The following is a 25,611-nucleotide window of genomic DNA, read 5'->3' as shown; positions in this document are numbered from 1 at the left end:
CGGCGGAAGAAGCACGTGGCCGCTCGTCCGGCGCCCACATCGCGGCCCGGCGGGCGCCGACAGGCCGCCCCGGCTCCCGGCGGCCCCCGACAGGTTCCTGCCATCTCCGGCCGACGGCGACAGGTTCCGGCCCCCTCCGGCCAGCGGCGAGGGGATCCTGCCCCTCTCCGACCGGCGGTGATGGGATCCGGACCCTCCGTCCGCCCGCTCGGGCCCGACCCCCGTCCGCGCTCGCCCCGCTCGGGCTGACACCCCGCTTCCGCAGACACCGGGGACGTCCGCAGGCCGGGCGGGACGGGCGGTGATTGCGTCAGCGGGCGGCACGGCGGTAGCGGGCGGCGCCGTCAGCGGCCGTACGCCCCCTCGCAGATGACCGCCTCCGGGCTGTCCGAGGACCAGCCCCCGTACTTCCTGCCGAGGGCGCACAGGTCCGCGGCCGTCGGGATCTCCGGGACGGCGGGCGGGACGGAGACGCGTGGGGCGGGGCGTGGTCGCTCGGCACGCGGAACGGGGCGCGGGCGACGGGGGGCAGCCGGTGCGGCCGTGGCCGGCGGCGGGGGAGTCGCCCGGCCCGGTGCGGGCGCGTCGGCGGCGGGCTTCCGGGAGGGGCCGATCAGCGTCAGCGCCTCCCGTGCTGGTGCCTGCACGATCCGCGGCTCGGCCTCGCTGTCCGGACGTGGCACGGAGGGCCCGGACGGCACGGGCGGCAGGCCGGAGGCAGGGGGCCGCTGGACGCTCACACAACCGGAGAGGGCGGTGAGAGCCACGGTGACCATGAGCGTCGCGGTCGTGGTTGATCGATGCACGCGTGCAACTCTGCTGTGCCCGGCCCTCTTTGGGGAGCGGACAAGCGCAGGATGCCCCGCAGGGGTGATCCTTCCGCCCCTCCGGAGGGCTCCGGAGCCCCTGAGCTGACTCCGCCGACGCTTCCCCGACCTCCCGCGGATCGGGTGCGCCGTCGCGGCCCCGTCCCCGAGCCCGTCGGCGGCCGGTCGTATGCTTAATTGCGAGGTCAACACTCCGGAACGTGCCTCACCACCCGCGACGCACCCCATGAGGAGACCCACGTGAAGGTCGGCTGCATCGGACTCGGTGACATCGCGCGGAAGGCGTATCTGCCGGTACTGAGCGTGCGGCCGGGTGTCGAGCTGCATCTCCAGACGCGCACCGCGGCGACCCTCGCCGAGGAGGCCGACAGGCTCCACCTCCCCCCGGGACAGCGCCACACCGACCTGGGGGAGCTGCTGGCCCAGGATCTCGACGCGGCGTTCGTGCACGCGGCCACCGTGGCGCACCCCGAGATCGTCACGCGCCTGCTGGAGGCGGGTGTACCGACGTACGTCGACAAGCCCCTCGCGTACGAACTCGCCGACTCCGAGCGGCTGGTGCGGCTCGCGGAGGAGCGGAACGTCACTCTGGCGGTGGGGTTCAACCGGCGTCACGCGCCCGGGTACGCGCAGTGCGCCGACCATCCGCGGGAGCTGATCCTGATGCAGAAGAACCGCATCGGGCTGCCCGAGGCGCCGCGCACCATGATCCTCGACGACTTCATCCATGTCGTCGACACCCTGCGGTTCCTGGCGCCGGGCCCCATTGACGACGTGACCGTACGTGCCCGGGTGGAGAGCGGGCTGCTGCACCATGTGGTGCTCCAGCTCGCCGGTGACGGCTTCACCGCGCTCGGCGTGATGAACCGGCTGAGCGGTTCGGCGGAGGAGATCCTCGAGGTCTCGGGTCAGGACACCAAGCGGCAGGTGCTCAACCTCGCCGAGGTGATCGACCACAAGGGACAGCCGACCGTGCGGCGCCGCGGGGACTGGGTGCCGGTGGCCAGGCAGCGCGGTATCGAACAGGTGGTGCTCGGCTTCCTGGACTCCGTGCGCGCGGGCAAGGTGCTCAGCGCCCGGGACGCGCTGGCGACTCACGAACTGTGCGAGCGGGTGGTACGCGCGGTGGAGGAACAGTCCGCCGCGGCCTGAATACCCGGGTGCCCTCGACCGCGCCCAGGGCCGCCAGTATCAGCAGCGCCGCGTGCACCGGCCAGTCGCCGAACCGGACGTAGGGCGTGACACCCCGTGCCAGTGGCACCTCGTACACCATGGTCGTGCTCGCGTCGGTGCCGAGCCAGGAGCCGACGCGCTCGCCGCCGGGTCCGTAGACGCCCGAGACGCCGGTCAGTGTCGCGTGCACCATCGAGCGGCCGGTCTCGGCGGCCCGCAGCGCGGCGAGCGAGGCGTGCTGCTCGGGTGCCCAGCTCCGCTGGAAGCTGGAGGTGGAGGACTGCGCGAGGAGCACCTCGGCGCCGTCCTGGGCGAGGTGGCGGCTCATGTCGGGGAAGGCGGACTCGAAGCAGACCATCGGGCCGATCCGGAGTCCGTGCCCCACGTTCATCACGACCTGCTCGGTGCCCTGTCGGCGGTCCTCGCCCGCGGCCTTGCCGACGGATGTCGCCCAGCCGAGGACGCCGCGCGCGGGTATGTACTCGCCGAAGGGGACCAGCCGCATCTTGTCGTACCGGTCGCCGGTGGGGCCCTGGGGGCCGACCAGGACCGAGCTCTTGTAGATGCCGGGCCGGTCGGAGCGGCGCGCGTCGACGTTGACCAGGACGTCGGCGCCCGTGAGCCGTGACAGCGCGGCGATCCGGTTCGCGAGGTCGGGGCGGCTCGCGAGGTCGAACCCGACGCTGCTCTCGCCCCAGACGATCAGGTCGGGGTCCTGCCCGGCGAGCGTCCGGGTGAGCGCCTCCTCGCGCGCGAAGCGCTCGTCGATGCTGTCCGCGCCGTCTATGACGCCGGGCTGTACGACGGCGATCCGGACCCTGCCGTCCACGTCCGGGCGCGGCGACCAGGCCCAGGCCGCCGAGGTCGCGGCCGCGGTGGCCACCAGGCCGGCCACGGCGGGTATTCGGGCCTGGCGCACCGCGACGAGTACCGCGACGGCGACGTTCACCGCCACCACCAGGAAGCTGAGCAGCCACACCCCGCCCACCGAGGCGAGCCGAAGAGCGGGCTCCACCTGCCACTGGCTCGACCCGAGCAGACCCCACGGTCCGCCCAACCCCTGCCAGGACCGTACGAGTTCGACCATCAGCCAGCCGGACGGCAGCACCATGAGCGACGCCGTGACCTGCCCCGGCGAGGGCAGACCGCCGAGGAACCGCCGTACGAGCCAGCCCCAGGGCGCCCACAACGCGCCGAGGAGAGCCGCTATGACCAACGTGAACACGTGCAGGCTGGGCAGCAGCCAGTGATGCACCGCCAGCATGAAACCGAGCCCGCCGAGCCAGCCGTCGTACGCGGCCCGCTTCGCCGTTGGGGCCGAGCGGATCAGCAGTATCCAGGGCACGAGGGCGGCGTACGCGAACCACCACAGCGAGGGTGCGGGGAAGGCGAACACCGGCAGCGCGCCGGCCGCCACGGCGAGGACGCCCCGCCACCAGGGGGAGACGAGCCGTTGCTCGAACCTGTTCATACGGCGTCTCCCTCCTCTGCGCTTGCCTCCAGTGTGCGGGCTGCGGACGATCTCCGACAGGGGGTAAGGGATCAGGAGAGGGTTGTTCGCGGCCGGGTGCGTGGGCGGCGGCCGTCAGCAGGTGTCCCGGGTCGGGGCGTTCAGGTGGTCGCGGGCTCCTGGCGGGTCTGCGAGGTGCGGCGCCACTTCTCCTGGACGACCACTTCGCGCAGCCGCCAGCCGTCCTGCGTACGAAGCAGTCCGAAGGCGTAACGGCCGCCGCACACGAAGTCGGGGGAGGTGGAATCGTCTTCGGGCCCCGCGAACCTCATCGGGTTGATGTAGTCCGCCTGGATCCGGGCCGTGTCACCGGTGTCGTGCTCCAGCAGCCCGAACCGTACGCGCCGGTTGACGATCAGGTGCTGCCGCATCGAGAACAGCTCCAGGCTCTGGGAAAGCCACCCGGCGACCTCGCCGGCGTCTCCCTCGATCCCACCGGCCGAGCGGTAGTCCGCGCGTCCGTCCGGCGAGAACAGCTCGCGGTACCCCTCCCAGTCGCCGTCGTCCACCGCCACCGCGTATTCGGTGACTAGTCCATCCACGGCGAACCGGTCCATCACGGTCGCGAGCTCCACACGCTGCGTCATTGGATCAGTGTTCGCCATGGGGGGTCCCACGCCAAGGGGCTAAGCGGTGATATTCAGCGCGGTCGGACGCGAACAACCCGCTCGGCACCGGCCCCGGGCGTTCGCTACGCTTCCCGATCATGTCCACCCTCCCCAGCCTGCACAGCGCGACGATCGACGCGATGGTCGACAACGCCGGCCGCGCGACGCTTCCTTTCCAGCGAGCCAACCGGGAGGAGCACCATGCGACCGCGTTCTGGTTCAACGAACTCGTGGAGTCCACCGGCGAGGAAGAGGTCATCCGGCAGTACCTCGTGACTGCCGGCGAGTCGACGGAGATCAAGCTCGCCGAGTTCACCCTCCGCGCGGACCTGTGCGCACCCGTGATGAGCGCGGAGAAGCTGGTGATGGCCGACTTCGCCGAAGGGTGGACCCACCTCGACGATCTGGGCGTCGCCGTCATGCCCACCGCCGGGCTGCACGCGCACGCCGTCCGCAAGGGGTGGAGCTGGACGACCGACGAGATCACCGACGGTCTCGCGGCCACGGATGAGGACATCGCCGCCTTGGGGGAGAGCCCCGTCCCGGCCTACCTGCTGGGCCATGTCCTGGACACCGGAACCGGTGAGCGCGAGCAGGCCGTCGTGGTCGGCGAGGTCTCGCGGACCGGCGACGGCGGCGTCCGCTGGGCCGGAGAGCTTCCACAAGGGTGCGTCGGCGCACCGGTGTTCGTGGGCGCCCGGCTCGGCGGGGACCGGTTCAAGCTGGTCTGCGTGGGGGTGGCCCTTTCCGGCGAAGGTCATCATCCGATCGCGACTTTCGACCGCATCCGCACGTCCCTGCGCGCCCTCGCCGCCCACTCCGACTCCGACTCCGCCTTCGCGGAGGACTCCCGGTCGGTCGGGCCGGATCGTCGCGGGTGGCATTGGCGCGAATGGCGCCGGCGCGGGTGATGCGGGTGCGCGGGTGATGCGGGCGCGCCGGTGATGCCGGGCAGCGTCTTCGGGTGGACCTCGGGTGAACCGGACCCGGGAGGTTCGAGGTCGGGTGGACCCGAGGGTTTCGACCTCGCGTGGTTCTACTCGACCACTATGCCGAAGTCCTGTACGAGTTCTTCCAGGCCGCCGGGGTAGCCCTTGCCGCCGAGGACGAAGTCCCAGTCGCCGTTGGACCGTCGGCGGAAGGAGCCGAGGACCAGGGCGATTTCCCCTGGGCGGCCGTCGGAGACCTCCAGACGGCCCTGCTCGGTCATCGCGGGGTCGAGCAGCCGGATGCGGGCGTCGGTGAATCCGGAGAGGTCGGCGTCCGCGTCGGCCTCGGGGTCTACGGCGGCGACCAGGACGAACCGGTCGGCCTCCGAGGGCAACCCGTCGAAGGAGACACAGATCGCGGCCTTGTCGGGCGCGGTGGCCGGAAGGGCTCGCACGGAGCCGTCCGGGGTCCGGGAGTTGTTGTAGAAGACGAAGTGGTCGTCACTGAGGACCCGGTTGCCGTGGCAGACCAGGGCGCAGACGTCCAGGGCGACGTTTCCGGTCCACGACAGGCCCAGAACGTTGTAGTCGTCGGGCAGCCGGGTGTCCACGAGGGTGGGGGTCGGCTGTGCCGTGACCGTACGGCCGCCCTCGCCCAGCCGCCCGCGCAGCCCGTGGCGGTGCAGCAGGTCGACCAGCTCGGCGCCGGACACGAGTTCGAGCGGCTTGCCGTTGGCGAAGGTGTACGAGCCCGGCCCGAACCCTGAAGTCGTCACCAGGACGCCCTTGTTGGCGCCGGCGTCCTGCACGGTGCCGTAGAGGTCACGGACGGCGGTGGGCGGCACGGTGTTGCGGTAGCGCTTCACCTGCACGACGATCTTGCCGCCGCGGATGGGCGTCGGATCGAGCGCGTCGACGTCCACCCCGCCGTCGTTCGAACGCTGGGTCGTCACCGCCTGCATCCCCATGGCCCGGAAGAGTTCGGCGACGACGTTCTCGAACGCGACCGGATCCATCTCGTACAGGTCCGGGTCCTCGTCACTGCCGTGGGCGACCACCCGGTTCCCCACGTCCTGGGGCCGTCGGTCCGGCCGTACGGCAGTGAGCTGGTCGGGGCGCGCCGACAACCGCCCGCGCAGTCCGTCGGTAAGGCAGCTTCCCGCGTCCACCTGCGCCAGGTGGAGCTCACGGAACGCGGAGCGCCGTGCCGTGACCGTGGCGAGGAAGACGTGGGCCGGCCGGCCCGTCGCGGGGTCGTGTCCGTCCACGAAGCCGTTCAGGGACACGGACTCCAGCGCGCCCAACTCGTCGGCGGCGAACAGCTCGTGGAGTACGAGCAGCACGCACTGCGCGACGACCTCCGCGTACAGGGCCCGGCGCTGGCCGACCGGGCGCGGCGTCTCCTTGTCCTGCCCGGACCCGACCATGTACCGGACGGACTTGACCTCGGGGACGATGGAGAGCGCGGGCAACTCCCAGTCCAGTACGAGCTGTTGCGCGGCCGGGTCGTAGGCCGCCGCGACCTGGCGCGGGAAGCCCTCGGGCCATGCCGTGGACGCGTACAGAGCCGCGGAGAAGTACTCGACCACCGAATCGGGATCCCGGCGGCGCACCCCCTCGACCGTCGCGACGACCCCGGCGTTGTGACCGCGCACCTCGGCCAGCTGGGCATCGGCCCACTGCTGGTACTCCCGCTGGTACGAGGCGAGTTGCCGCTGGCGGTGGGCTTCCGCGGCCTGCGCGGCCTGCCAGTCCCGCTCGAAGCGCATCCGTGCTTCGGCCTGTGCCTGCGCCCGGCGACTCGCGGTCCAACCGGTCTGCGTCTGGTAATGGTGGAAATCCGGCATGGGCACGGGCTGCGCCAACGGGCCCGGCGCGAAGGGCTGGATGTCCTCCCGGCGGAACAGCGAGGAAGCCCGGAAAGGCGGGGCCTGACAACCCGAGGCGAGAAGGCCCCGCAACGACGCGACCTGGGCGTCCAGTTCCTCCGTGCGCTGCAGCGCCTCCGCCTGCCGGTACTCCCGCTGGTTCTGGGCGGTTCGTCGCTGATAGGCCCGCGCCTGCTGAGCCTCTTGTCTCCGCTGTCTGGATTCGGCTTCCAACTGGCGCTGCTGCTGCCGTTGCACCTCAGCCCATACGCCGACAAAACCAGTAGAGCGACGACTCATGTGCTGCAGGCCCTCCCCAGGACGTTGGCAGCCGAAAGGCAACTTGGCCGTCCCCACGACCAGATGTACGGAACCGACTCTATCCAGCAATCGACGTCTCGCACATCCGCTCGGCACGGGCAGCCGACGCGGGACATCGGAGCAGGTCAAGTGAGTGGGAGTCAGCCGAGGCCCGGACGCGGGCGCGGTGGTGCGTCTGCGATCGTAGGGTGTTCTCGTCGTGCCGCTAGGAGGCTCTCATGTCACGTCCTGTCACGGTTGTCACCGGCGGCAGCCGGGGAATCGGCGCCGCGACCTGTACCCGCCTCGCGGCGGACGGGCACGACATCGCGCTCGGATACGTCAGTGACGGCGCCGCCGCGGAATGGACCGCCTCCGCCGTCCGGGCCGCCGGGGCGCGTTGTGTCACGGTCCGCGGTGACACCTCCGACGAGGCCGACGTCGAGCGGCTGTTCGACACGGCGGTGGACCGGCTGGGACCGGTGACGGGCCTGGTGAACAACGCGGGGGTGACCGGGCCGCTCGGCAGGCTCGCGGACACGGACCCCGCCGACCTGCGGCGGGTGGTGGAGGTCAATCTGCTGGGCACACTGCTGTGTTCGCGTCGGGCGGCCCGCTCGATGGCGGCCTGGGGCAGCGGAGTCATCGTGAACGTCTCCTCGGCGGCGGCGACGCTCGGCAGTCCGGGGGAGTTCGTCCACTACGCGGCCAGCAAGGCGGCCGTCGACGCCCTGACGATCGGCCTGGCCAAGGAGCTCGGGCCCGACGGCATCCGTGTCAACGCGGTCGCGCCGGGAATGATCGACACCGAGATGCACGCGACGATGGGTGATCCGGGCCGGGCCGAGCGCGCCGCCTCCGGAATTCCGCTCCGCCGGGTCGGCCGGGCCGAGGAAGTCGCCGCGGCCATCGCCTGGTTGATGTCACCGGACGCCTCGTACGCGACGGGAACCGTGCTGCGGGTGTCGGGAGGGCGGTGAGGTTCCGCCGGGTGGGGTTCCGCCAGCGGCGGCTCAACCGTGGGAGCACCGGGGGCGGCCACGTCATCGTTGGCGTACGGCCGACCACATACAGGCGAGCTGGAATCTCGGAAGAGACGCTCGCCGGCCCGGCCCGCTCAGGTCTGTGATCTCACGCGGCCTCGATGATCTCGCCGCGTATCGCCTTGGCCCACTCCACGACCAACAGCTCGTACTCCGCGCGTTCCTGCGCCGAGAGGGAGCCGCCCGCGCGCATCCACAGCGCGCGGATCTGTTCGTTCACCGCGGCGGCAGACCGCACGGAACCAGAGGGCACGAAATCGGGGAACATGGAAGCAAGCCTAGGGGCAAGGACTGACAGTCCGCTACCAGACGGCTACTCAGACCGTATGTATTGGGTCACGGCCGCGGTGATCACCGGGGCTCGGCCCAGGTGCGGGACCAGTCGGTCAGCGGGCCCATCGCGCTGACCAAGTCGGCGCTGAGTGGGGTGAGTTGCCAGGTGGAGTCGGCCGTCGCCGCCGCGATGCCCGCCGCGATGCCCGCCTCGCGGCAACGCCGCTGGAGGTCGCGGAAGCCGATCGAGGCACCCTGCGAGCCCGACGTCGAACTCATGTACGAGTGAGGCGTCTACATGGCGGTGTTCGCCGAGGCGGCCGGTTTTGGCCAGGAACAGGCCACCCTCACCGCGGTCGGCGACCCCGGCCACCCCGCCTGCACCGCACGCCGGACCCGAACGGCACTGCTGCGTGCCGTGGACGAACTCCACGCCTCCGCACGGCTGAGCGGCGAGGCGCGGAGCGGACTGCGGGAGTATCTCGACGAAGACGAACAGGAGGCCCCGGAGCGGCTCGTCCTCGCGGGCTGGTACCGGTCGATCGCCTACGTCGCCTACGTCGCCTACGCCGCCAACGACGCGCGGATCGAGCCGGAACCCTGGGCGCTCGCCCTGCCGGAGAGTTGAGGCGAGCTCGGCGTCAACTCCCGTGCGGGCAGAGTCGTCAGCCCGCCGACTCCGCCGCGTGCGGGCTCAGCACACCCATCGTGACCAGCGCGATGATGACGATGCCGAGCGCGATGCGGTAGTAGACGAACGGCATGAAGCTCTTGTGTGAGATGAACTTCATGAACCATGCGATGACGGCGTACCCGACCAGGAACGCGATGACCGTCGCGAAGGCGGTGGGGCCCCAGGAGACATGACCGCCCTCGCTCGCGTCCTTGAGCTCGAAGAGTCCGGAGGCGAGTACCGCGGGCATGGCGAGAAGGAAGGAGTAACGGGCCGCCGCCTCACGGGTGTAGCCCATGAACAGGCCGCCGCTGATGGTCGCGCCGGACCGGGAGACGCCGGGGACCAGGGCCAACGCCTGGCAGAGGCCGTAGAGCAGGCCGTCCTTGGTGTTCAGGTCCTGAAGTGTCTTGCGTTCCCTGGCGGCCCGGTGCTTTCCGCCGGTCTCGTCACGGGCCGCGAGCCGGTCGGCGATACCGATCACGATGCCCATCACGATCAGCATCGTCGCGGTGATCCGCAGATCACGGAACGGCCCCTCGATCTGGTCCTTCAGCGTCACCCCGAGCACGCCGATCGGAATCGAGCCGACGATCACCAGCCAGCCCATCTGCGCGTCGTGGTCGCTGCGCATCGCCTTGTTGGTGAGCGAGCGGAACCACGCGGAGAGAATCCGCGCGACATCCTTGCGGAAGTAGATCAGTACCGCGGCCTCGGTGCCGAGCTGGGTGATCGCCGTGAAGGCCGCCCCCGGGTCCTCCCAGCCCGCGAACGCCGCCGTCAGACGCAGATGCGCGCTGGAGGACACGGGAAGGAACTCGGTCAGCCCCTGGACGAGTCCGAGGATGAGGGATTCAAACCAAGACATGAAGTTACGTGGTCCCAGTACTGATCGTGGAGGGGCGACGGGCGCACCGCGCCGAGGATCGAATTGATCACGGGAGGTGTTGGGGGCAGCGTAGCGTCCCCGTCCGACAGCCCCGCCACAGGGGTTTCGTAGACCGGCGCCGCGAGGGTGCGTGCGGAGTCCCGTGCGGGTGCCGAGTGACCACGTTCTCGGTGTTGACCTGCGGCTGGGCCGCCGCTTACGTTTCAGCGGAAGGGAAAGCGCTTGCTGTATCCGGAGATCATCCGGGTGCCGTCAGGCGTTGGCCAACGTCTGACGACCGCGTCCGATGGAGTGCTGATCACGCCCATGCCCACACCCCGCAACGCCACCAGCGCCGCGACCTCCACGAACCGCCTCCCCGCCCCGCCGGTCGGCCGACGCGTCAGGGCGGCCGTCATCGGTACGGGTGCCATCGCCCGCGGGAGCCATGTCCCCGCGCTCGCCCGCCTCGCCGAGGAGGGGGAGACGGAGATCGTCGCCGCGGTCGACATCGCGGAGGACGTCGTACGTGAGTTCTGTGCGGAGGCAGGCATTCCGCACGCGTACACCGATCTCGACCGCATGCTGGAGGAGCAGCGACCGGATCTGGTCGTCATCTGCACGCCGCCGACCCTGCACCGCGAGCAGACCGTCGCCGCGCTGCGCGCCGGTGCCTGGGTGTGGTGCGAGAAGCCGCCGGTCCCGACGCTCGCCGACTTCGACGCGGTGGAAGCGGAGGAAGGGCTCGACGGGGGGCCGTACGCCGCGATCGTGTTCCAGCACCGCTTCGGCTCGGGCGCGCGCCATGTGAAGCGCCTGATCGCCGAGGAGGCCATGGGCCGTCCGCTCGTGGCGCACTGCCAGACCACCTGGTACCGCAACGCCGACTACTACGCCGTGCCTTGGCGCGGGCGCTGGGAGACCGAGGGCGGCGGCCCCGCGATGGGGCACGGCATCCACCAGATGGATCTGCTGCTCGACCTGATGGGCCCGTGGAGCGAGGTGCGCGCCATGGCCGGACGCCTCGTGCATGACGTCGAAACGGAGGACGTGTCAACCGCCCTCGTCCGCTTCCGGAACGGCGCGCTGGCGACCGTCGTCAACAGCGTCCTGAGCCCGGACGAGGTCAGCCGCATCCGCGTCGACTGCGAACGCGCCACCGTCGAACTCACCCACCTCTACGGGCACAGCAACGACAACTGGCGCGTCACCCCGGTGCCGGGAACTCCGGAAGCGGATGTGGCGGCCTGGGAGGACTTCGGCGCGGACGTGCCGAGTTCGCACCTGGCGCAGCTACGGGACCTGGTCGCGAGCATGCGCGCGGGTGAACGGCCGCGCAGCAGCGGGGCCGACGGGCGGACCAGCCTGGAACTGATCACGGCGCTCTACAAGTCGGCGTTCACGGACACGACGGTCCGTGCCGGGGAGATCGGTCCGGGGGATCCGTACTACACGGCTCTGCACGGAGGTGCGGCCGGCTGGGCACCGCGAGTGTCCGAAGTGACCGAGGTGCCGGTAGTGCCCGAGGTGCCCGTGGTCCAGGGGGTGGAGGCGTGACCACGTCCGCGGAGAGCGGTCTGCGGATCGTCCACGCGCACGGCGAGCGCGTGACCGTCAACGAAGTCGGCACCGGCGTGGAGCTGTTGAGCTACGTCTACGGTCCCGAGGCGGCGTGGGAGGCACCGAAGCCGTATCTGCATCCGCTCAGGACGCTGGCGAACGACGTCGTCACCGACTACCGGCCCAATGACCACCGCTGGCACAAGGGCCTCCAGATGACGGCCTCCCATCTCTCCGGGCAGAACCTTTGGGGCGGCAACACGTACGTGCACGGCGAGGGATATCTCGAACTCCCCGAGCGCGTCGGGTCGATGGCCCACGTCGCCTTCGACCGGGTGGAGTCGGACGGCAGCGGCGCGGTCATCGTGGAACGGCTCACCTGGCACCCGTACGACGGTGAGTTGTGGGCGGAGGAGGAGCGCAGGATCGAGGTGCACGACGTCGATCCCGAGGCGGGTTCCTGGGCGCTGACCTGGACCACCGCGGTCACCAACCGGCGTGCGGAGCCGCTGCGTTTCGGCAGCCCGACCACCGCCGGCCGCGAAATGGCGGGCTACACCGGCCTGTTCTGGCGCGGGCCGCGGGGCTTCCGGGACGGGCGGATCCTCGGCCCCGACTCCGTAGGGCCCGGCCTGATGGGGCAGCAGGCGCCCTGGCTGGCGTACTCGGCGGAACACGACGGTTCCGACGGACACGCGACGCTCGTCTTCGCGCACGCTCCCGAGAACGACCACTCCGGGGAAGCGGGAGCCCACCCGGCCCACTGGTTCGTACGCAACGAACCCTTCGCCGCCGTCGCCCCCTCGCTCGCCTTCTTCGACGAACTGGAACTGGCACCCGGCGACACCCTCACCCGCCGTTACCGGGTCGTCGTGGCCGACGGGGCGTGGGAGCGCGAGCAGATCGCGAAGTACCTGGAGGAGCACCCGTGGTGAGCGTGCCGGTGCCCGGCGAGGCGGGTGCGGCGGCTGTGACGGGTGCGGCGGCCGAGGCGGGTGACCCTCCCGGACTCCAAAGTGGCTCCGCCGGACCCCAGGGTGGCTCAGATGGACCCGAGGGTGGTTCCGGCGAACCCGAGGGTGGTTCCGCCGGACCCCAGGATGGTTCCGCTGGACCCCAGGGTGGCTCAGATGGACCCGAGGGTGGTTCCGCCGGGCTTCAAGTCGGCTTCGCCGCGCTCCAGGCCGGCTTCGCCGGGCTACCGGGAGGCGTCGCCGTCTCGCACCTGCGGGTGTACGACTGGCCCGCGGCCGACGGCGGCTGCGGCGGAACTCCCCATATGCACCTGACCTGTTCGGAGGCGTACATCGTCACCGGGGGGCGGGGCGCGGTGCAGACGCTGACGGCGTCCGGGTACGAGGTGACGCCGCTGTCGCCCGGCACCGTCGCCTGGTTCACGCCGGGCACCATCCACCGGCTGGTCAACGAGGACGACCTGCGCATCACCGTCCTCATGCAGAACAGCGGTCTGCCGGAGGCGGGCGACGCCGTCCTCACCCTGCCGCCGTGCCACCTGACCGACCCCGAGACGTACGCCATCGCGACAGCCATCCCTGCCGACGCGCCCGAGGCGGAGCGGGAGCGGATCGCCCGAGCCCGGCGTGACCTCGCGGTCGAGGGCTACCGGGCGCTGCGCGACGCGGACGGACCCGAGCCGCTCGCCGAGTTCCACCGGGCCGCCGCCGCGCTGGTGCGCCCCCGCCTCGCCGAGTGGCGCGAGCGGTGGCGACGGGGCGCGCAGGCTGCCGCCGCGGCCACGGGCGAGCAGCTCGACCGGCTGGAGCGGGGTGACGCCTCCCATCTCCGCGAGGCGCAGGTGCGTGCGAAGCAGCCGTCCGCGCACGGGCGGTTCGGGATGTGCGGGCGGCTCGACGTCTATGACGTCGGCGAGGTGAATCCCTAGGTTGGCGTGGGCCCAGGTATGGGCGTCGGCGTCCGCGTGGCCAGAGCCAGAGCCAGAGCCGTGGCCAGAGCGGCGGCCGTCACCGCGCCCGGCGTCTCGCGGTAGCTCGCGATAGCCGTCCGTCACGCCAAGTCGCGCCAAGTCACGCCACCGCGGGACCGGTGACCGTCCAGCCCGGGTCCTGCGGGTGCGCCGTGAGGTCGGCGTGCTCGACTTCCTTGCCGCACTCCCGGCAGACGACCTGCGGAACCAGCTCACTGCCGCAGGTGTGCTCCAGCACCATGGGCCGGTAGCTGTCCTCCTGGAGGTGCCGGTCGCCCCACGCCATCAGCGTGAGCAGGACGGACTCCAGCTCCAGGCCGGCCTGGGTGGGCCGGTACTCGTACCGCTTGGGGCGGTCGTTGTACTGGACCTTCTCCAGCACGCCGGCGTCGACGAGCCGTTTCAGCCGGGCGGTCAGTACGTCGCGCGGGGCGCCGATGTTACGTACCAGCTGGTCGAAGCGCGTGGCGCCGAGCGACACCTCGCGCAGCACCAGCAGGGAGTACTTCTCGCCGACCAGGGCGAGTGTCGCGGCGATGGAACAGGGGCGGGCGTCCTTCATGGGACCAGTCTACGGGGGTGGGTTGGATGTTCCAACTCGCTGGGTTACTCTGGAGTCACTTGGTGGGTTGGAAAAGCAAACTCTATGAGTTTGGAGATCGGACATGCGTGACGCCGTGATCGTCGAAGCCGTACGCACCCCCGTCGGGAAGGGCAAGCCGACCGGCTCGCTCGCCCACGTCCACCCGGTGGAACTTCTCGCCCACACCCTGCGCACCCTCGTGGAGCGCACCGGAGTGGACCCGGCGCTGATCGACGACGTCATCGGCGGGACCGTCGACCAGGTCGGCGAGCAGGCCATGAACACCACGCGCTATGCCGTGCTCTCGGCGGGCTTCCCCGACACCGTGCCCGCGACCACGGTGGACCGCCAGTGCGGCTCGTCGCAGCAGGCCGCGCACTTCGCCGCGCAGGGCGTCATGTCGGGCGCCTACGACCTGGTCGTCGCCTGCGGTGTGGAGTCGATGAGCCGGGTCCCGATGTGGTCGAACGTGCCGGCGGGCAAGGATCCCTTCGGGCCCGGGGTCGCGGAGTGCTACCCGGAGGGGCTGGTGCCGCAGGGCATCAGCGCCGAACTCATCGCCGCCAAGTGGGGCATCTCGCGCGAGCGGATGGACGCGTTCTCGGTCGGCTCGCACCAGAAGGCGGCCGCGGCCTGGGACGGCGGGCTGTTCGACGCCGAGGTCGCGCCCCTTGAGGGGGCGGCCCGCGACGAGTGCGTGCGGCCCGCCAGCACCACGGAGATACTCGCCGGTCTGAAGCCCGCCTACTACGACCCCGGCTTCGGCGAGCGCTTCCCACAGATCGACTGGTCGGTCACCGCAGGCAACGCGAGCCCCGTCAACGACGGCGCCTCGGCCGTGCTCATCACGTCGAGCGAGACCGCCGCCCGCCTCGGTCTGCGCCCGATCGCCCGGCTGCACAGCTTCGCCGTCACCGGCTCCGACCCGCTGCTGATGCTCACCGGCGTCGTCCCGGCCACCGAGAAGGTGCTCCGCAGGGCGGGCCTGACCCTCGGCGACATCGACCTCTTCGAGGTGAACGAAGCCTTCGCCGCCGTCGTCCTCGCCTGGCAGCAGGAGACGGGAGCCGACCTGGCCAAGGTCAACGTGCACGGCGGAGCGATCGCGATCGGCCATCCCCTCGGCGCGAGCGGGACGCGCCTGACGACCACCCTCGTCCACGCCATGCGTGCCCGGGGAGCCCGCTACGCCCTCCAGACGATGTGCGAGGCGGGCGGACTGGCCAACGCGATGGTCCTGGAGTCGGTCTGACCCGGCCCCGCCGGCGACAGAAGTTCCGGCCCCGCTGGAGGTAGAAGTTCCGACCCCGGCTGGAGACGGTAGTTCCGGCCCCGGCTGGAGACCGAAGTCAACGAGTCCCGCGCAGATGGTGCCGCTTGCGCCAGGCGACCACGACGCCGACGAGGGCCGGTACGGCGATGAAGGCCATCGCGATGAGGAAGGCGGGCGAGGTCGGCGCCGAGGCCTGGGCACCGGCGACGACGTACGCGGCGGTGTTCGGGATCGTGCCGAGCCCCGTCGCGAGGAGGAACGGCAGCCAGCCCATCCGGGAGACGGCCGCGCAGTAGTTGGCGGCCCAGAACGGGATACCGGGGAACAGCCGGGCCGCCATCATCGAGCGGAAGCCGTGTCGGCTCAACTGCCCGTCAGCCGCCTTCAGCCAACGGCCCCGCAACAGCGGACGCAGCGCGTCCTGGCCGAGGAGCCGGCCGAGACCGAAGGACAGCGCACCGCCCAGCACCGTGCCTCCGATGGCGGCGGCGAGACCCAGTTGGGAACCGAAGAGGGCGCCCGCCGCGAGGCTGAGCAGCGGCCGGGGCACGAACGCGACCGTGACCAGCCCGTACGCCGCCGCGAAGGCGACGACCGCCGCCGCGCCGTTGAGCTGTGGTGGCCAGCCGTCGGAGAGGAGCCGCTGCGGTTCGAAGAGCAGCACGCTCGACGCGGCCCCGGCGAGCAGCACCAGCAGCAGGGAGAGCCGCGACCAGGGAGAGAGCAGTGCTCTCGTGCAGCGGGCGGCCAGGCCGGTGGGCGCGACGGTGAGGCCTGTCGGAGTGGCGACGGCGATCTCCGCGGCGAGAGCGAGTTCCTTCGCGGCGGCGAACTCCGTGCCGGCGGCCGGGGGAGTGGCCGTGGCGGTGCCCCCAGAACGGGTGGTGGCATCGAGCATCCGGTGACACTAACCGACCGGAGTGTGTGATCGCCGTATGGTTCGTCTCATGGGCGTCACAGCTTCGGGAACGTCAGGTGCGCGGCCGGAGGTGCCGAACAGCGTTCTGGCGGACACCCTGTTGGCACGGCTGACGGCCGCGTACGCCGCGGCGGCCGATCCTCAACGGGCAGCGTCGATGCGCGCGTACATGAAGGACGTCGCGCCCTTTCTCGGCCTGACCACCCCTGATCGCCGCGCCTTGTCCCGGACGGTCCTCCTGGACACACCGCCTCCGAAAGAGACGGACTGCACGGCGGTCGCGCTTCGCTGCTGGGCGCTGCCGGAGCGCGAGTACCGCTACTTCGCCGTCGACCACCTGCAACGTCACGTGAGGCAACTCACCTCCGGTTTCCTGCCGGTGGCGCGGTATCTCGTCTCCGACGTCCCCTGGTGGGACACCGTCGACGCACTCGCCGCCCACGTGGTGGGAGGCCTGGTGGCCGCCGACCCGAAGCTGAAGGCCGACATGGACGCGTGGATCGAGGACGACGACCTGTGGGTCGCGCGTACGGCCCTGCTCCACCAGCTCCGCCGCAAGGACGCCACTGACACCGAACGCCTCTTCGGATACTGCGTCCGGCAGGCCGGGCACCCGGACTTCTTCATCCGCAAGGCGATCGGGTGGTGCCTGCGCGAGTACGCGAAGACCGACCCGGAGGCGGTACGGGAGTTCGTGGCCCGGGAACGAACGCGCCTCTCGCCGCTCTCCGTGCGCGAGGCCCTGAAGAACATCGGTCCCTGAGAGTCGGTCCCTGAGAGTCGGCTCCTGGGAGTCGGCTCCTGGGAGTCGGGCCCCAAAGCCCCCCGGCACAACAGCGGACACATCCGACTCCACGGTGCGAAAAACCATTCGACGCGGGCGGAGGCGTCGGCGAAGATCTCCTCATGTTCCGGTACGCCTTCCTCCTCGCAGCAGCCGCAGTCGCGGATGCGCCGAAGGCTGCCGTCCCGATCATCGCGGCCGCATTCGACGGCGCCCGAAGCTGACCCTTCCCGGACAGTCCGGCGGACCCCGCAGGGGGAGGGTCGGCAAGTCCTCGGGGTCCCCGTCCCGGCCCGTTCGCGCCGGGGCCATCACTCAGCTCCGCTGACTCTGAAGAGGCTTCGAGGTACAGCCATGCCCAAGACGGCTTACGTGCGGACCAAGCCGCACCTGAACATCGGCACCATGGGGCACGTCGACCACGGCAAGACCACCCTGACCGCCGCCATCACCAAGGTTCTCGCCGACCGCGGCTCCGGAACCTTCGTCCCGTTCGACCGGATCGACCGGGCCCCGGAGGAGGCCGCGCGCGGTATCACCATCAACATCGCGCACGTCGAGTACGAGACCGACACCCGGCACTACGCGCACGTCGACATGCCCGGCCACGCCGACTACATCAAGAACATGGTCACGGGCGCGGCCCAGCTCGACGGGGCGATCCTCGTCGTCTCCGCGCTCGACGGGATCATGCCGCAGACCGCCGAACACGTGCTGCTCGCCCGGCAGGTGGGCGTCGACCACATCGTCGTCGCCCTTAACAAGGCCGACGCCCTCGACGACGGCGAGGACGCCGTGCTCATCGACCTGGTGGAGCTGGAGGTCCGCGAACTGCTCATCGCGCACGGGTACGGGGGCGACGCCGTACCGGTCGTACGGGTGTCCGGTCTCAAGGCCCTTGAGGGGGACCCGCGTTGGACGGCGGCGATCGGCGCGCTGCTCGACGCGGTGGACACCTATGTGCCCATTCCGGAGCGGTACCTGGACGCGCCGTTCCTGTTGCCGGTCGAGAACGTGCTCACGATCACCGGGCGCGGGACCGTCGTTACCGGAGCGGTCGAGCGCGGCACGATCCGGGTCGGGGACCGCGTCGAGGTGCTCGGCGCGGCCCTCGACACGGTCGTCACCGGCCTGGAGACCTTCGGAAAGCCCATGACGGAGGCGCAGGCCGGGGACAACGTGGCCCTGCTGCTGCGCGGTGTGCCACGCGACGCGGTCCGACGCGGGCACATCGTCGCGGCGCCCGACAGCGTCGTACCCGGCCGTCGGTTCTCGGCGCGGGTGTACGTCCTGTCGGCGCGTGAGGGCGGCCGTACGACGCCTGTGTCCACCGGGTACCGGCCGCAGTTCTACATCCGCACCGCGGACGTGGTCGGCGACGTCGACCTCGGGGAGACGGCCGTCGCCCGCCCCGGTGACACCGTCACGATGACGGTGGAACTGGGTCGGGACGTCCCCCTGGAGCCCGGCCTGGGCTTCGCCATCCGCGAGGGCGGCCGGACGGTCGGCGCGGGAACGGTGACGTCGGTCGGCTGACCGGCACCGGGACGCGGGTGCCCGCCCGTGACGGGGGGCACCCGCGTCGCGGGGGTTGTCGGTCCGCCGAGGGTCGTGCGTCCCGGCACCGCCGGCGTTGTTGGTCTGCAGGGGGCGGGGGCGCCTGCGTCGCTTGGGTTGTCGGTTTGCCGGGGGTGTCGGCCCCCGCGCCGCCGGGGGTGTCAGCCCATCGCGGCGTCGGCGCCCGCACCGCCGGGGCGTCGGCCCAGCGCGGTGTCGGCCCCCGCACCGCCGCGGCCGTCGGTCCGCAGGGCGCGTCGGCTCCCAACCACCGGGGGCGTCAGCCCACCGAGGCGTCGGCACCCGGGGTCACCGAGGGCGTCGGTCCGCCGGAGGCGTGGGCGCCCGCACCTCACCGGGGCCGTCCGCCACCCGGACGATCCGTCCGGGCGCCGGACGGAGCGGAGTCCGGCCGCACAATGGGACGGTGGACGAACCGATACCCGTGACACGTGATGTGGATCATGGGACCGCAAAACTGATGCCGGACGTCGACCGTGAGCGGGCGTGGCTGCTGACGGTCGACGGGGCACCGCAGTCGTACGTCGACCTGGACTCGCCGACGCACCTGGAGTTCGAGTACGCGCGCCGGCTCGGGCACGTGGTGGACACGGTCGCGGAACCGGGGCTGCCGCTGGACGTGCTGCACCTCGGCGGGGGCGCGCTCACCCTGCCCCGCTATGTCGCGGCGACCCGGGCGGGCTCGCGGCAGGACGTGGTGGAGGCCGACCGGGGCCTGCTCGCGCTCGTCGTCGAGCACCTGCCCGTTCCCGACGAGGGCATCGCGCTGCACGGCGCGGACGCCCGCGCCTGGATCGAGGCCGCCGCGCCCGACTCCGCCGACATCGTGATCGCGGACGTCTTCGGCGGCTCGCGGGTCCCGGCGCATCTGACCTCCGTGGCGTACGCGCGGGCGGCCGAACGGGTGCTCCGTACCGAGGGCGTCTACCTGGCGAACCTCGCCGACGCCGCGCCGTTCGCCTTCCTGCGGTCCCAACTCGCGACGTTCGCCGCCGTGTTCGAGGAGCTGGCGCTGATCGCCGAACCCGGCGTCCTGCGCGGGCGCCGCTTCGGCAACGCGGTGCTCGTGGCCTCCCACGGCCCCCTCGACACCGCCGCCCTGGCCCGCCGTACCGCCTCCGACGCCTTTCCGGCGCGGGTCGAACACGGCGCCGCGCTGCGGGAGTTCATCGGCGCCGCGCGGCCCGTACGCGACGAGGACGCGGTCCCCTCACCCGAGCCGCCCGACGGCGCCTTCAGCATCGGCTGAGCCCTGAGAGCTGAGCCGCGTTCGCGGTTCTGGGCCTGAGCCCGCGCGGGAATTCGTTCCGCGCGGGCCCTCCGAATTCACCCCGTCGGCTCGCCGCGCAGCCGTACCGTGCTGAGGATCTTCTGCACGGTGGCGTCCGAGACCTCGTCGGACACGCCCTTGGCTCCGTAGAAGGTCCAGGACACGAAGTCGCCCGCCGAGTTCTTGAAGGCGAAGGTGGTCGCCTTGCCGTCGGAGTCGCACTTGTCCTTCTTGGGGACGCCGGACGAGAACGTCGTCGCGACGCTGCCCGTGACGCCCGAAGTCGTCGTGTACGCCTTCGGCTTGCCGATGGTGAGCAGCTTCTTCGAGGCGTCCTTCTGGTCCGTGTAGCCGCCGAAGACCCACCAGGCCGAGTCGTTGGTCGCGACGTCGTCGGTGTTCTTGGCGCCGCTCTGCCCCTTGGTGCCCACGGCAGCCAGCGCCGACTCGTCCTCGTAGCCGTCCTTGTCGGCGTCGGACGTGCACCACTTCTCCTGGAGGAAGGCGGGAGCGGACATGCCGATCAGTACGGAGCCGTCGCCCTTCTGATCGTCCTCGAAGCCGATGAACGTACCCGGAGTCCGGACGTCCCAGTCCGCCGGTACGTCGAAGGCCGTGCCCCACTTGGGGTTCACGACGACCTTCCAGCCCGCGATCGTCGCCTTCTCGGTATCGCCGCCGCGCGGGTTGTCGTCACCGGTGCTCGCGCTCGGCGACGCGGACACGGACGCGGATGCGGATGCGGACGGCTTGGCGGACTTGGACGGCTCATCCGCCTGGTCGTCCTTGTCGCCGCCGAGGACGAGGAAGCCGGTGACACCGGCGGCGATCACGACGACCGTCGCCGCGACGATCGCCGTGAGCCTGGTCCTGTTCCCACCGCCGCCAGGACCGCCGGGCGCCTGTGGCGCCCCCAGCGGCACCGTCGGTGCGCCCCACGCCGGCTGTCCCGGCTGCTGCCCGTACGGATTGGGCTGCGGAGGGCCCGGCTGCTGATGTCCGGGCTGTTGGTACGGATTCGGCTGCTGGTACCCCGGCTGCTGGTACGGGTTCTGGTCCTGCGGGTTCTGCTCGCCCCCGGGCGGCTGCTGTCCTGGCCACATGGGCAGTCACCTTAGTGCTGCCTGTGACACGTTGAGGTCACCGCGGCTCGTCAACCGTGTACCGGATCGGACATCGGGCGGGACGTCGTGATAGCGGACGGTGATGAGGCTGCTTCCTACGGTCACATCTGAGGCGAAACGTTACTGCGGCGGCTGCGAGTTGCTGGTCCAGAACTGCTACTCGTGGGTAACATGTCGAACATGAGCGCAGACCAGATGTCGATAGGCGAGATGCTCGCCGCCACCGTGCCGATGGCCCGGACCCTGAACCTCCAGTTCGTGGAGACCACGCCGGAGAAGGCCGTTGTGGCCCTGCCGGACCAGAGCGACTACCACAACCACGTCGGCGGCCCGCACGCCGGAGCGATGTTCACGCTGGGGGAGTCGGCGAGCGGGGCGATCGTCCTTGCCGCGTTCGGGGACCAGCTGTCGCGCGCCGTGCCGCTCGCCGTCAGTGCCGAGATCGCCTACAAGAAGCTCGCGATGGGCCCGGTCACGGCCACCGCGACCCTCGGCCGCCCCGCCGTCGACGTCGTCGCCGAACTCGACGCCGGCAAGCGTCCCGAGTTCCCCGTCGCCATCGCCATCCAGCGTGAGGACGGCGCGGTGACCGGCGAGATGACGGTCGTCTGGACCCTGCGCCCGAACAGCTGAGCCGAGCCGCACGCTCGGGACCCTGGCCCGCCGGTGGCGCCCCCACCCGGGCCTCGGTCACGGCTCCACCCCGCGCTCGGCCGCATTGCCCCCGCTCTCGGTGACGGCGCCGCCCGCCCTCGGTCGCACTGTCGCCGCGCCCTCGGCCACGGCGCCGCCCGCTCTCGGTCGCAGCGCCGCCCCACCCCTCGGGCGCAGCGCGGCCCGCCCCCGGCCGGATCCCGCGCTCCTTCCACCCCCGGTTCCTCTCGCCCGACCCACCCCTTCGGTCCCTTTCCGTCCACTTCACTGACACGAGTCACCTCCAGTCATAGTTTTCGCGCCGTGTCCGTGGTGCCTGACGGCGTGTCAAGTCGGCTCTGACGCATAGTGCGTTCAAGGGCCGAACGTGGCTGTCGTTGGCACGTGTACACGCGGTCCACCATGACGTGCCCGTGTCCCGAAGGAGTGACGGCTCATGTCCCACGCCTTTCCCCGGCGGTCGGCGCTGCGGCTGCTGGGCGGCGCCGTCGCGGTCGCCGCGGCGGCCACCGGCGCCCGTCCCGTCTCCGTCGCCCATGCCGAGTCCAGAACCGGTGCGGGCACCCGCATCGAGGGTTTGATCGGCAAACTCACCATCGACGAGAAGGTCTCCCTGCTGCACGGGGCCACCGACCCCGCCCCACTCGGTCAGGCCGGACACGTGCCCGGAGTCCCCCGCCTGGGCATCCCGCCGCTCCGTCTCGCCGACGGCCCGGCCGGTGTCCGGGTGGCCCGGCACGCGACGGCGCTGCCGGCGCCCGTCCTGCTCGCCTCCGCCTTCGACCCCTCACTGGCCCACCGCTACGGCCAGGTCATCGGGCGTGAGGGCCGCGCCCTCGGCCAGGACGTGCTGCTCTCCCCGATGGTCAACCTCATCCGCACCCCCTACGCGGGCCGCAACTTCGAGACGTTCAGCGAGGACCCGCTGCTCTCCGCCGACCTGGTCGCGGCCGAGATCCGCGGCATCCAGGGCGAGGGGCTCATCGCCACCGTCAAGCACTTCGCGCTGAACAACCAGGAGAAGGACCGCATGTCCGTCGACGTGCGGGTCGACGAACAGACCATGCACGAGGTCGAACTGCGCGGCTTCGAGGCGGCCGTCGGCGCCGGCTCGGGCGCGGTCATGGGCGCCTACAACAAGGTCAACGGCACCTTCGTCTGTGAGAACGAGGCGCTGCTCACCGACATCCTGCGCGACCGGTGGGGCTTCGAGGGCTGGGTGATGACCGACTGGTCCGCCGCCCACAGCACGGTGGCCGCGCTCACCGCGGGCCTCGACATGGAGATGCCGGACGGCACGTATTTCGGGGACGCGCTGACGAAGGCCGTACGCGACGGAGCCGTCCCCGAGGCCCATGTCGACCGGGCCGTACGCCGTGTCCTTGCGGTGATGGACCGCTTCGGGCTGCTCGACCGCAGTGCGCCGGCCCGCCCTGCCCGTGACCCGGAGGCCGGCGCGGCCGTCGCCCTGGAGGTCGCCAAGGCGGGGGCGACGCTGCTGCGCAACGAGCGTCGCACCCTGCCCCTGACGGCGGGCGGCGGCATCGCGGTGATCGGGCCCACCGGCTCCCTGCCGTTCGTCAGCGGCGGCGGCAGCGCCCATGTCGTCCCCGACCGCGCCGACAGTCCCCTCGACGCCGTCAAGTCCCGTGCGGGGCGCGGCGCGCAGGTGTCGTACGCACTCGGCGAGGATGTCTTCGGCAAGGTGATTCCCCGCGGCGTGCTCTCCGCGGGGATCGACGCCGAGGCGCAGGGCGTGGCCGCCGGGCGGACGTGGACGTACGACGGCACGCTCACCGTCGCGGACGTCGACGAGTGGACCCTCGTCATCCACTACTCGGGCGAGCGCCCCAGAGTCTTCCTCGACGGGGAGGACCTCTACCCCGTGGTGCCCGGCTACGGCGAGTACTTCCAGGGCGGGCTGGTCACCGCCGCCCCCGACGGTCTGACCGTGCGCCGCAGGACGCTGAACCTGGCCAAGGGCGCGCACAGGCTTGAGATCACCGCGAAGGGCGGCGCCGACGGACAGCTGTTCCGGCTGCGGCGCGGCACCGGGACCACCCGGGCGCAGGACGTCGCCGAGGCGGTCAGGGCCGCGGGTGCCGCACGGAGCGTCGTCCTCTTCGCCTACGAGGACGCCACCGAGGGCCAGGACCGCACGACCCTCGCGCTCCCGGGCCACCAGGCCGAGCTGATCGAGGCGGTGACGGCGGCGAACCGCCGTACGACCGTGGTCCTCAACACCTCCTCCTCGACCTCCATGCCCTGGCTGGCGGGCACGGGCGCCGTGCTCCAGATGTACTACCCGGGCCAGCAGGGCGCGGCGGCCACCACCGCCGTCCTGTTCGGCGACTGCGATCCCGGCGGTCGCCTCACGCAGTCCTTCCCGGTCGACGACGACCACCATCCGGTCGCCGGCGACCCGCGCCGCTATCCGGGTGCCGACGGCACGGAGGAGTACTCGGAGGGCATCCACGCCGGCTACCGCTGGTACGACGCGGAGGGCGCGCGCCCGCTGTTCCCCTTCGGGCACGGACTCTCGTACACCTCCTTCGCGTACGACGATCCGCGCGCCCGCCCGTCCCCGCAGGGTGTCGAGGTGAGTTTCACCGTGCGCAACACCGGCCGACGCGACGGGGTGGAGGTCGCGCAGGTCTATGTCGGTCCTTCGCCGGATCTGCGACTGGAGCAAGCGGTAAGGGTGTTGGGCGGTTACCGCAGGCTGACGCTGGGGGCCGGGGAGTCGCGCCGGGTCACCGTGGTCGTCGAGCGGCGCACGCTCTCCTCGTGGGACGCGGAGAGGCACGACTGGGTGCTCGGTACCGGGCGCCGCGACTTCTGGGTCGGGGCCTCGTCGCGGGACCTGCGGCTGCGGACGGCCGCGCGGATCGGCAGGTGAGGCACCTCTCCTCGCCGGGCCGCGCATCGGGAACTCCCGGTGCGCGGCCGCCCGTCAGGACCACCGGTACGACCCGTCGGGCACGGCCCTGCTCCGCCGACCGGTAGGCTTCCCGGGGTGCGCTCCCAGGGAGCTGGTAGCGGCGGAGCGCACGCCGGAGAAGCAGCCACGCGAAACGGGAGGACCCGCGTTGCACGTCCAGGAATGGCTCGAGACGGTGCCCGCGGTCGCCATCTACGCGTTGGTGGGGCTGGTCATCGGCCTGGAGAGCCTGGGTATCCCGCTGCCCGGCGAGATCATCCTGGTCTCCGCGGCGCTGCTCTCCTCGCAGCACGGCGGGATCAACCCGGTCATCCTCGGCGCCTGCGCCACCGCGGGCGCGATCATCGGCGACTCGATCGGCTACGCCATCGGCCGCAAGGGCGGACGGCCCCTGCTCGCCTGGCTGGGCGCCAAGTTCCCCAGACACTTCGGTGAGGCGCACATCGCGACCGCCGAGCGGTCCTTCGAGAAGTGGGGCATGTGGGCCGTCTTCTTCGGCCGTTTCGTCGCCCTGCTGCGGATCTTCGCGGGTCCCCTCGCGGGCGTGCTGAAGATGCCGTACTGGAAGTTCCTGATCGCCAACGTCCTCGGCGGGATCATCTGGGCCGGTGGCACCACCGCCGTCATCTACTACGTGGGTGTCGTCGCCGAGGACTGGCTCAAGCGCTTCTCCTACCTCGGCCTGGTCGCCGCGGTGCTCATCGGGCTCACCTCGCTGCTGGTCGTGCGCCGCAAGGCGAAGAAGGCGGCGGCCGAGCATGAGGCGGCCGAACTCGCGACGGCTGGACTCGCGACGGCCGGACTCACGGGGGCCGACGTGCAGCCCGTCCCGGCGCCCGCCACCGACTGACCCACTTCGCCCGGCCCTGACGCACCGCCGCGAATCGGCGCGGCTGGACGCGTCGGAC

Annotated in this window: 24 protein-coding genes; 14 read left to right on the top strand and 10 right to left on the bottom strand. The window is 71.5% G+C overall.

Annotation, left to right across the window (positions count from 1 at the left end):
* Nucleotides 1–344 precede the first annotated feature (344 nt).
* Nucleotides 345–806 (bottom strand): hypothetical protein, encoded by a 462-nt coding sequence (locus ACIP79_RS04160; RefSeq protein WP_401219009.1) that lies wholly within the window; start codon nt 804–806, stop codon nt 345–347.
* A gap of 261 nt (nt 807–1,067) precedes the next feature.
* Here ACIP79_RS04160 and ACIP79_RS04155 point away from each other — a divergent pair, with 261 nt between their 5' ends.
* Nucleotides 1,068–1,979, top strand: coding sequence for a Gfo/Idh/MocA family protein (locus ACIP79_RS04155; protein WP_401219006.1), 912 nt, complete (start codon nt 1,068–1,070; stop codon nt 1,977–1,979).
* Here ACIP79_RS04155 and lnt read toward each other — a convergent pair.
* Nucleotides 1,897–3,471: an apolipoprotein N-acyltransferase gene (lnt, locus tag ACIP79_RS04150; protein WP_401219003.1), complete on the bottom strand. Its 1,575-nt coding sequence runs from the start codon at nt 3,469–3,471 to the stop codon at nt 1,897–1,899. The two genes, ACIP79_RS04155 and lnt, sit on opposite strands and share 83 nt — an antisense overlap.
* Before the next feature lie 140 nt (nt 3,472–3,611).
* On the bottom strand, nt 3,612–4,097 hold the full coding sequence (locus ACIP79_RS04145) for a nuclear transport factor 2 family protein (RefSeq protein WP_401219001.1): 486 nt from the start codon (nt 4,095–4,097) through the stop codon (nt 3,612–3,614).
* 119 nt (nt 4,098–4,216) lie between these two features.
* Between ACIP79_RS04145 and ACIP79_RS04140 the strand changes: the two genes are divergently transcribed.
* A complete protein-coding gene (locus ACIP79_RS04140; RefSeq protein WP_401218998.1) occupies nt 4,217–5,029 on the top strand; it encodes a hypothetical protein in 813 nt (270 codons plus the stop codon).
* 125 nt (nt 5,030–5,154) lie between these two features.
* On the opposite strand, the gene ACIP79_RS04135 is transcribed toward ACIP79_RS04140, so the two are convergent.
* Complete coding sequence (locus ACIP79_RS04135) at nt 5,155–7,215, bottom strand: restriction endonuclease (protein ID WP_401218995.1); 2,061 nt, start codon at nt 7,213–7,215, stop codon at nt 5,155–5,157.
* A 239-nt stretch (nt 7,216–7,454) separates the two neighbouring features.
* On the opposite strand from ACIP79_RS04135, the gene ACIP79_RS04130 reads away from it, so the two are divergent.
* Nucleotides 7,455–8,195 carry an SDR family NAD(P)-dependent oxidoreductase gene (locus ACIP79_RS04130; protein WP_387182381.1) on the top strand — a complete coding sequence of 247 codons (741 nt, stop codon included), beginning with the start codon at nt 7,455–7,457 and terminating at the stop codon, nt 8,193–8,195.
* 151 nt (nt 8,196–8,346) lie between these two features.
* Here ACIP79_RS04130 and ACIP79_RS04125 read toward each other — a convergent pair whose 3' ends face one another.
* Both ACIP79_RS04125 and ACIP79_RS04120 read right to left on the bottom strand, forming a co-directional pair.
* Nucleotides 8,347–8,526 (bottom strand): hypothetical protein, encoded by a 180-nt coding sequence (locus ACIP79_RS04125; RefSeq protein WP_383685333.1) that lies wholly within the window; start codon nt 8,524–8,526, stop codon nt 8,347–8,349.
* Nucleotides 8,527–8,609: 83 nt separating this feature from the next.
* Nucleotides 8,610–8,810, bottom strand: coding sequence for a hypothetical protein (locus ACIP79_RS04120; protein WP_401218990.1), 201 nt, complete (start codon nt 8,808–8,810; stop codon nt 8,610–8,612).
* Between the two features lie 19 nt (nt 8,811–8,829).
* Between ACIP79_RS04120 and ACIP79_RS04115 the strand changes: the two genes are divergently transcribed.
* Nucleotides 8,830–9,159, top strand: coding sequence for a hypothetical protein (locus ACIP79_RS04115; protein WP_401218987.1), 330 nt, complete (start codon nt 8,830–8,832; stop codon nt 9,157–9,159).
* A 37-nt stretch (nt 9,160–9,196) separates the two neighbouring features.
* Here ACIP79_RS04115 and ACIP79_RS04110 read toward each other — a convergent pair whose 3' ends face one another.
* Nucleotides 9,197–10,072, bottom strand: coding sequence for an undecaprenyl-diphosphate phosphatase (locus ACIP79_RS04110; RefSeq protein WP_401218984.1), 876 nt, complete (start codon nt 10,070–10,072; stop codon nt 9,197–9,199).
* A gap of 327 nt (nt 10,073–10,399) precedes the next feature.
* On the opposite strand from ACIP79_RS04110, the gene ACIP79_RS04105 reads away from it, so the two are divergent.
* The 3 genes from ACIP79_RS04105 to ACIP79_RS04095 all read left to right on the top strand — a co-directional run bounded on the left by ACIP79_RS04105 (nt 10,400) and on the right by ACIP79_RS04095 (nt 13,535).
* A complete protein-coding gene (locus tag ACIP79_RS04105; protein ID WP_401218981.1) occupies nt 10,400–11,629 on the top strand; it encodes a Gfo/Idh/MocA family protein in 1,230 nt (409 codons plus the stop codon).
* Nucleotides 11,626–12,567 carry a PmoA family protein gene (locus ACIP79_RS04100; protein ID WP_401218978.1) on the top strand — a complete coding sequence of 314 codons (942 nt, stop codon included), beginning with the start codon at nt 11,626–11,628 and terminating at the stop codon, nt 12,565–12,567. Before ACIP79_RS04105 ends, ACIP79_RS04100 begins: the two co-directional genes overlap by 4 nt.
* A 344-nt stretch (nt 12,568–12,911) precedes the next feature.
* Nucleotides 12,912–13,535, top strand: a complete 624-nt coding sequence (locus ACIP79_RS04095; protein ID WP_401218975.1) for a cupin domain-containing protein — start codon at nt 12,912–12,914, stop codon at nt 13,533–13,535.
* Nucleotides 13,536–13,677: 142 nt separating this feature from the next.
* Here the strand turns inward: ACIP79_RS04095 and ACIP79_RS04090 are convergent, their stop codons facing one another.
* Nucleotides 13,678–14,139, bottom strand: a complete 462-nt coding sequence (locus ACIP79_RS04090; protein ID WP_401218973.1) for a winged helix-turn-helix transcriptional regulator — start codon at nt 14,137–14,139, stop codon at nt 13,678–13,680.
* A gap of 103 nt (nt 14,140–14,242) precedes the next feature.
* On the opposite strand from ACIP79_RS04090, the gene ACIP79_RS04085 reads away from it, so the two are divergent.
* Nucleotides 14,243–15,412 carry a thiolase family protein gene (locus tag ACIP79_RS04085; protein ID WP_401218970.1) on the top strand — a complete coding sequence of 390 codons (1,170 nt, stop codon included), beginning with the start codon at nt 14,243–14,245 and terminating at the stop codon, nt 15,410–15,412.
* 97 nt (nt 15,413–15,509) lie between these two features.
* On the opposite strand, the gene ACIP79_RS04080 is transcribed toward ACIP79_RS04085, so the two are convergent.
* Nucleotides 15,510–16,331: a TVP38/TMEM64 family protein gene (locus ACIP79_RS04080; RefSeq protein WP_401218967.1), complete on the bottom strand. Its 822-nt coding sequence runs from the start codon at nt 16,329–16,331 to the stop codon at nt 15,510–15,512.
* A 49-nt stretch (nt 16,332–16,380) separates the two neighbouring features.
* Here ACIP79_RS04080 and ACIP79_RS04075 point away from each other — a divergent pair, with 49 nt between their 5' ends.
* The 3 genes from ACIP79_RS04075 to ACIP79_RS04065 all read left to right on the top strand — a co-directional run bounded on the left by ACIP79_RS04075 (nt 16,381) and on the right by ACIP79_RS04065 (nt 19,963).
* The gene (locus ACIP79_RS04075; protein ID WP_401218964.1) at nt 16,381–17,115 is read left to right on the top strand and encodes a DNA alkylation repair protein; all 735 of its coding nucleotides are present in this window, start codon (nt 16,381–16,383) and stop codon (nt 17,113–17,115) included.
* A gap of 375 nt (nt 17,116–17,490) precedes the next feature.
* The gene (gene tuf, locus ACIP79_RS04070) at nt 17,491–18,672 is read left to right on the top strand and encodes an elongation factor Tu (protein WP_401218961.1); all 1,182 of its coding nucleotides are present in this window, start codon (nt 17,491–17,493) and stop codon (nt 18,670–18,672) included.
* A gap of 448 nt (nt 18,673–19,120) precedes the next feature.
* The gene (locus tag ACIP79_RS04065; protein WP_401218958.1) at nt 19,121–19,963 is read left to right on the top strand and encodes a spermidine synthase; all 843 of its coding nucleotides are present in this window, start codon (nt 19,121–19,123) and stop codon (nt 19,961–19,963) included.
* A gap of 77 nt (nt 19,964–20,040) precedes the next feature.
* Here ACIP79_RS04065 and ACIP79_RS04060 read toward each other — a convergent pair whose 3' ends face one another.
* Entirely contained in the window at nt 20,041–21,087 is a 1,047-nt protein-coding gene (locus ACIP79_RS04060) for a hypothetical protein (protein ID WP_401218955.1), read from the bottom strand.
* Nucleotides 21,088–21,303: 216 nt separating this feature from the next.
* On the opposite strand from ACIP79_RS04060, the gene ACIP79_RS04055 reads away from it, so the two are divergent.
* From ACIP79_RS04055 to ACIP79_RS04045, 3 genes are all read left to right on the top strand, one after another.
* Nucleotides 21,304–21,741 carry a DUF4442 domain-containing protein gene (locus ACIP79_RS04055; RefSeq protein WP_383685338.1) on the top strand — a complete coding sequence of 146 codons (438 nt, stop codon included), beginning with the start codon at nt 21,304–21,306 and terminating at the stop codon, nt 21,739–21,741.
* A 457-nt stretch (nt 21,742–22,198) separates the two neighbouring features.
* Entirely contained in the window at nt 22,199–24,661 is a 2,463-nt protein-coding gene (locus tag ACIP79_RS04050; RefSeq protein ID WP_401218952.1) for a beta-glucosidase, read from the top strand.
* A 190-nt stretch (nt 24,662–24,851) separates the two neighbouring features.
* Nucleotides 24,852–25,553: a DedA family protein gene (locus ACIP79_RS04045; protein WP_401218949.1), complete on the top strand. Its 702-nt coding sequence runs from the start codon at nt 24,852–24,854 to the stop codon at nt 25,551–25,553.
* The last annotated feature ends 58 nt before the right edge of the window (nt 25,554–25,611 follow it).

Origin of the sequence: Streptomyces sp. NPDC088747, assembly GCF_044751025.1 — a bacterium.
Lineage (GTDB): Bacteria > Actinomycetota > Actinomycetes > Streptomycetales > Streptomycetaceae > Streptomyces.
This window is presented reverse-complemented; position numbering and strand designations above follow the sequence as displayed.

What these genes read in the sequence shown, in the direction of transcription:
- lnt (WP_401219003.1), bottom strand. Translation starts at nt 3,471, where the DNA reads ATGAACAGGTTCGAGCAACGGCTCGTCTCCCCCTGGTGGCGGGGCGTC.
- ACIP79_RS04145 (WP_401219001.1), bottom strand. Translation starts at nt 4,097, where the DNA reads ATGACGCAGCGTGTGGAGCTCGCGACCGTGATGGACCGGTTCGCCGTG.
- ACIP79_RS04140 (WP_401218998.1), top strand. Translation starts at nt 4,217, where the DNA reads ATGTCCACCCTCCCCAGCCTGCACAGCGCGACGATCGACGCGATGGTC.
- ACIP79_RS04135 (WP_401218995.1), bottom strand. Translation starts at nt 7,215, where the DNA reads ATGAGTCGTCGCTCTACTGGTTTTGTCGGCGTATGGGCTGAGGTGCAA.
- ACIP79_RS04130 (WP_387182381.1), top strand. Translation starts at nt 7,455, where the DNA reads ATGTCACGTCCTGTCACGGTTGTCACCGGCGGCAGCCGGGGAATCGGC.
- ACIP79_RS04125 (WP_383685333.1), bottom strand. Translation starts at nt 8,526, where the DNA reads ATGTTCCCCGATTTCGTGCCCTCTGGTTCCGTGCGGTCTGCCGCCGCG.
- ACIP79_RS04120 (WP_401218990.1), bottom strand. Translation starts at nt 8,810, where the DNA reads ATGAGTTCGACGTCGGGCTCGCAGGGTGCCTCGATCGGCTTCCGCGAC.
- ACIP79_RS04115 (WP_401218987.1), top strand. Translation starts at nt 8,830, where the DNA reads ATGGCGGTGTTCGCCGAGGCGGCCGGTTTTGGCCAGGAACAGGCCACC.
- ACIP79_RS04110 (WP_401218984.1), bottom strand. Translation starts at nt 10,072, where the DNA reads ATGTCTTGGTTTGAATCCCTCATCCTCGGACTCGTCCAGGGGCTGACC.
- ACIP79_RS04105 (WP_401218981.1), top strand. Translation starts at nt 10,400, where the DNA reads ATGCCCACACCCCGCAACGCCACCAGCGCCGCGACCTCCACGAACCGC.
- ACIP79_RS04095 (WP_401218975.1), top strand. Translation starts at nt 12,912, where the DNA reads ATGCACCTGACCTGTTCGGAGGCGTACATCGTCACCGGGGGGCGGGGC.
- ACIP79_RS04090 (WP_401218973.1), bottom strand. Translation starts at nt 14,139, where the DNA reads ATGAAGGACGCCCGCCCCTGTTCCATCGCCGCGACACTCGCCCTGGTC.
- ACIP79_RS04085 (WP_401218970.1), top strand. Translation starts at nt 14,243, where the DNA reads ATGCGTGACGCCGTGATCGTCGAAGCCGTACGCACCCCCGTCGGGAAG.
- ACIP79_RS04080 (WP_401218967.1), bottom strand. Translation starts at nt 16,331, where the DNA reads ATGCTCGATGCCACCACCCGTTCTGGGGGCACCGCCACGGCCACTCCC.
- ACIP79_RS04075 (WP_401218964.1), top strand. Translation starts at nt 16,381, where the DNA reads ATGGGCGTCACAGCTTCGGGAACGTCAGGTGCGCGGCCGGAGGTGCCG.
- tuf (WP_401218961.1), top strand. Translation starts at nt 17,491, where the DNA reads ATGCCCAAGACGGCTTACGTGCGGACCAAGCCGCACCTGAACATCGGC.
- ACIP79_RS04060 (WP_401218955.1), bottom strand. Translation starts at nt 21,087, where the DNA reads ATGTGGCCAGGACAGCAGCCGCCCGGGGGCGAGCAGAACCCGCAGGAC.
- ACIP79_RS04055 (WP_383685338.1), top strand. Translation starts at nt 21,304, where the DNA reads ATGTCGATAGGCGAGATGCTCGCCGCCACCGTGCCGATGGCCCGGACC.
- ACIP79_RS04050 (WP_401218952.1), top strand. Translation starts at nt 22,199, where the DNA reads ATGTCCCACGCCTTTCCCCGGCGGTCGGCGCTGCGGCTGCTGGGCGGC.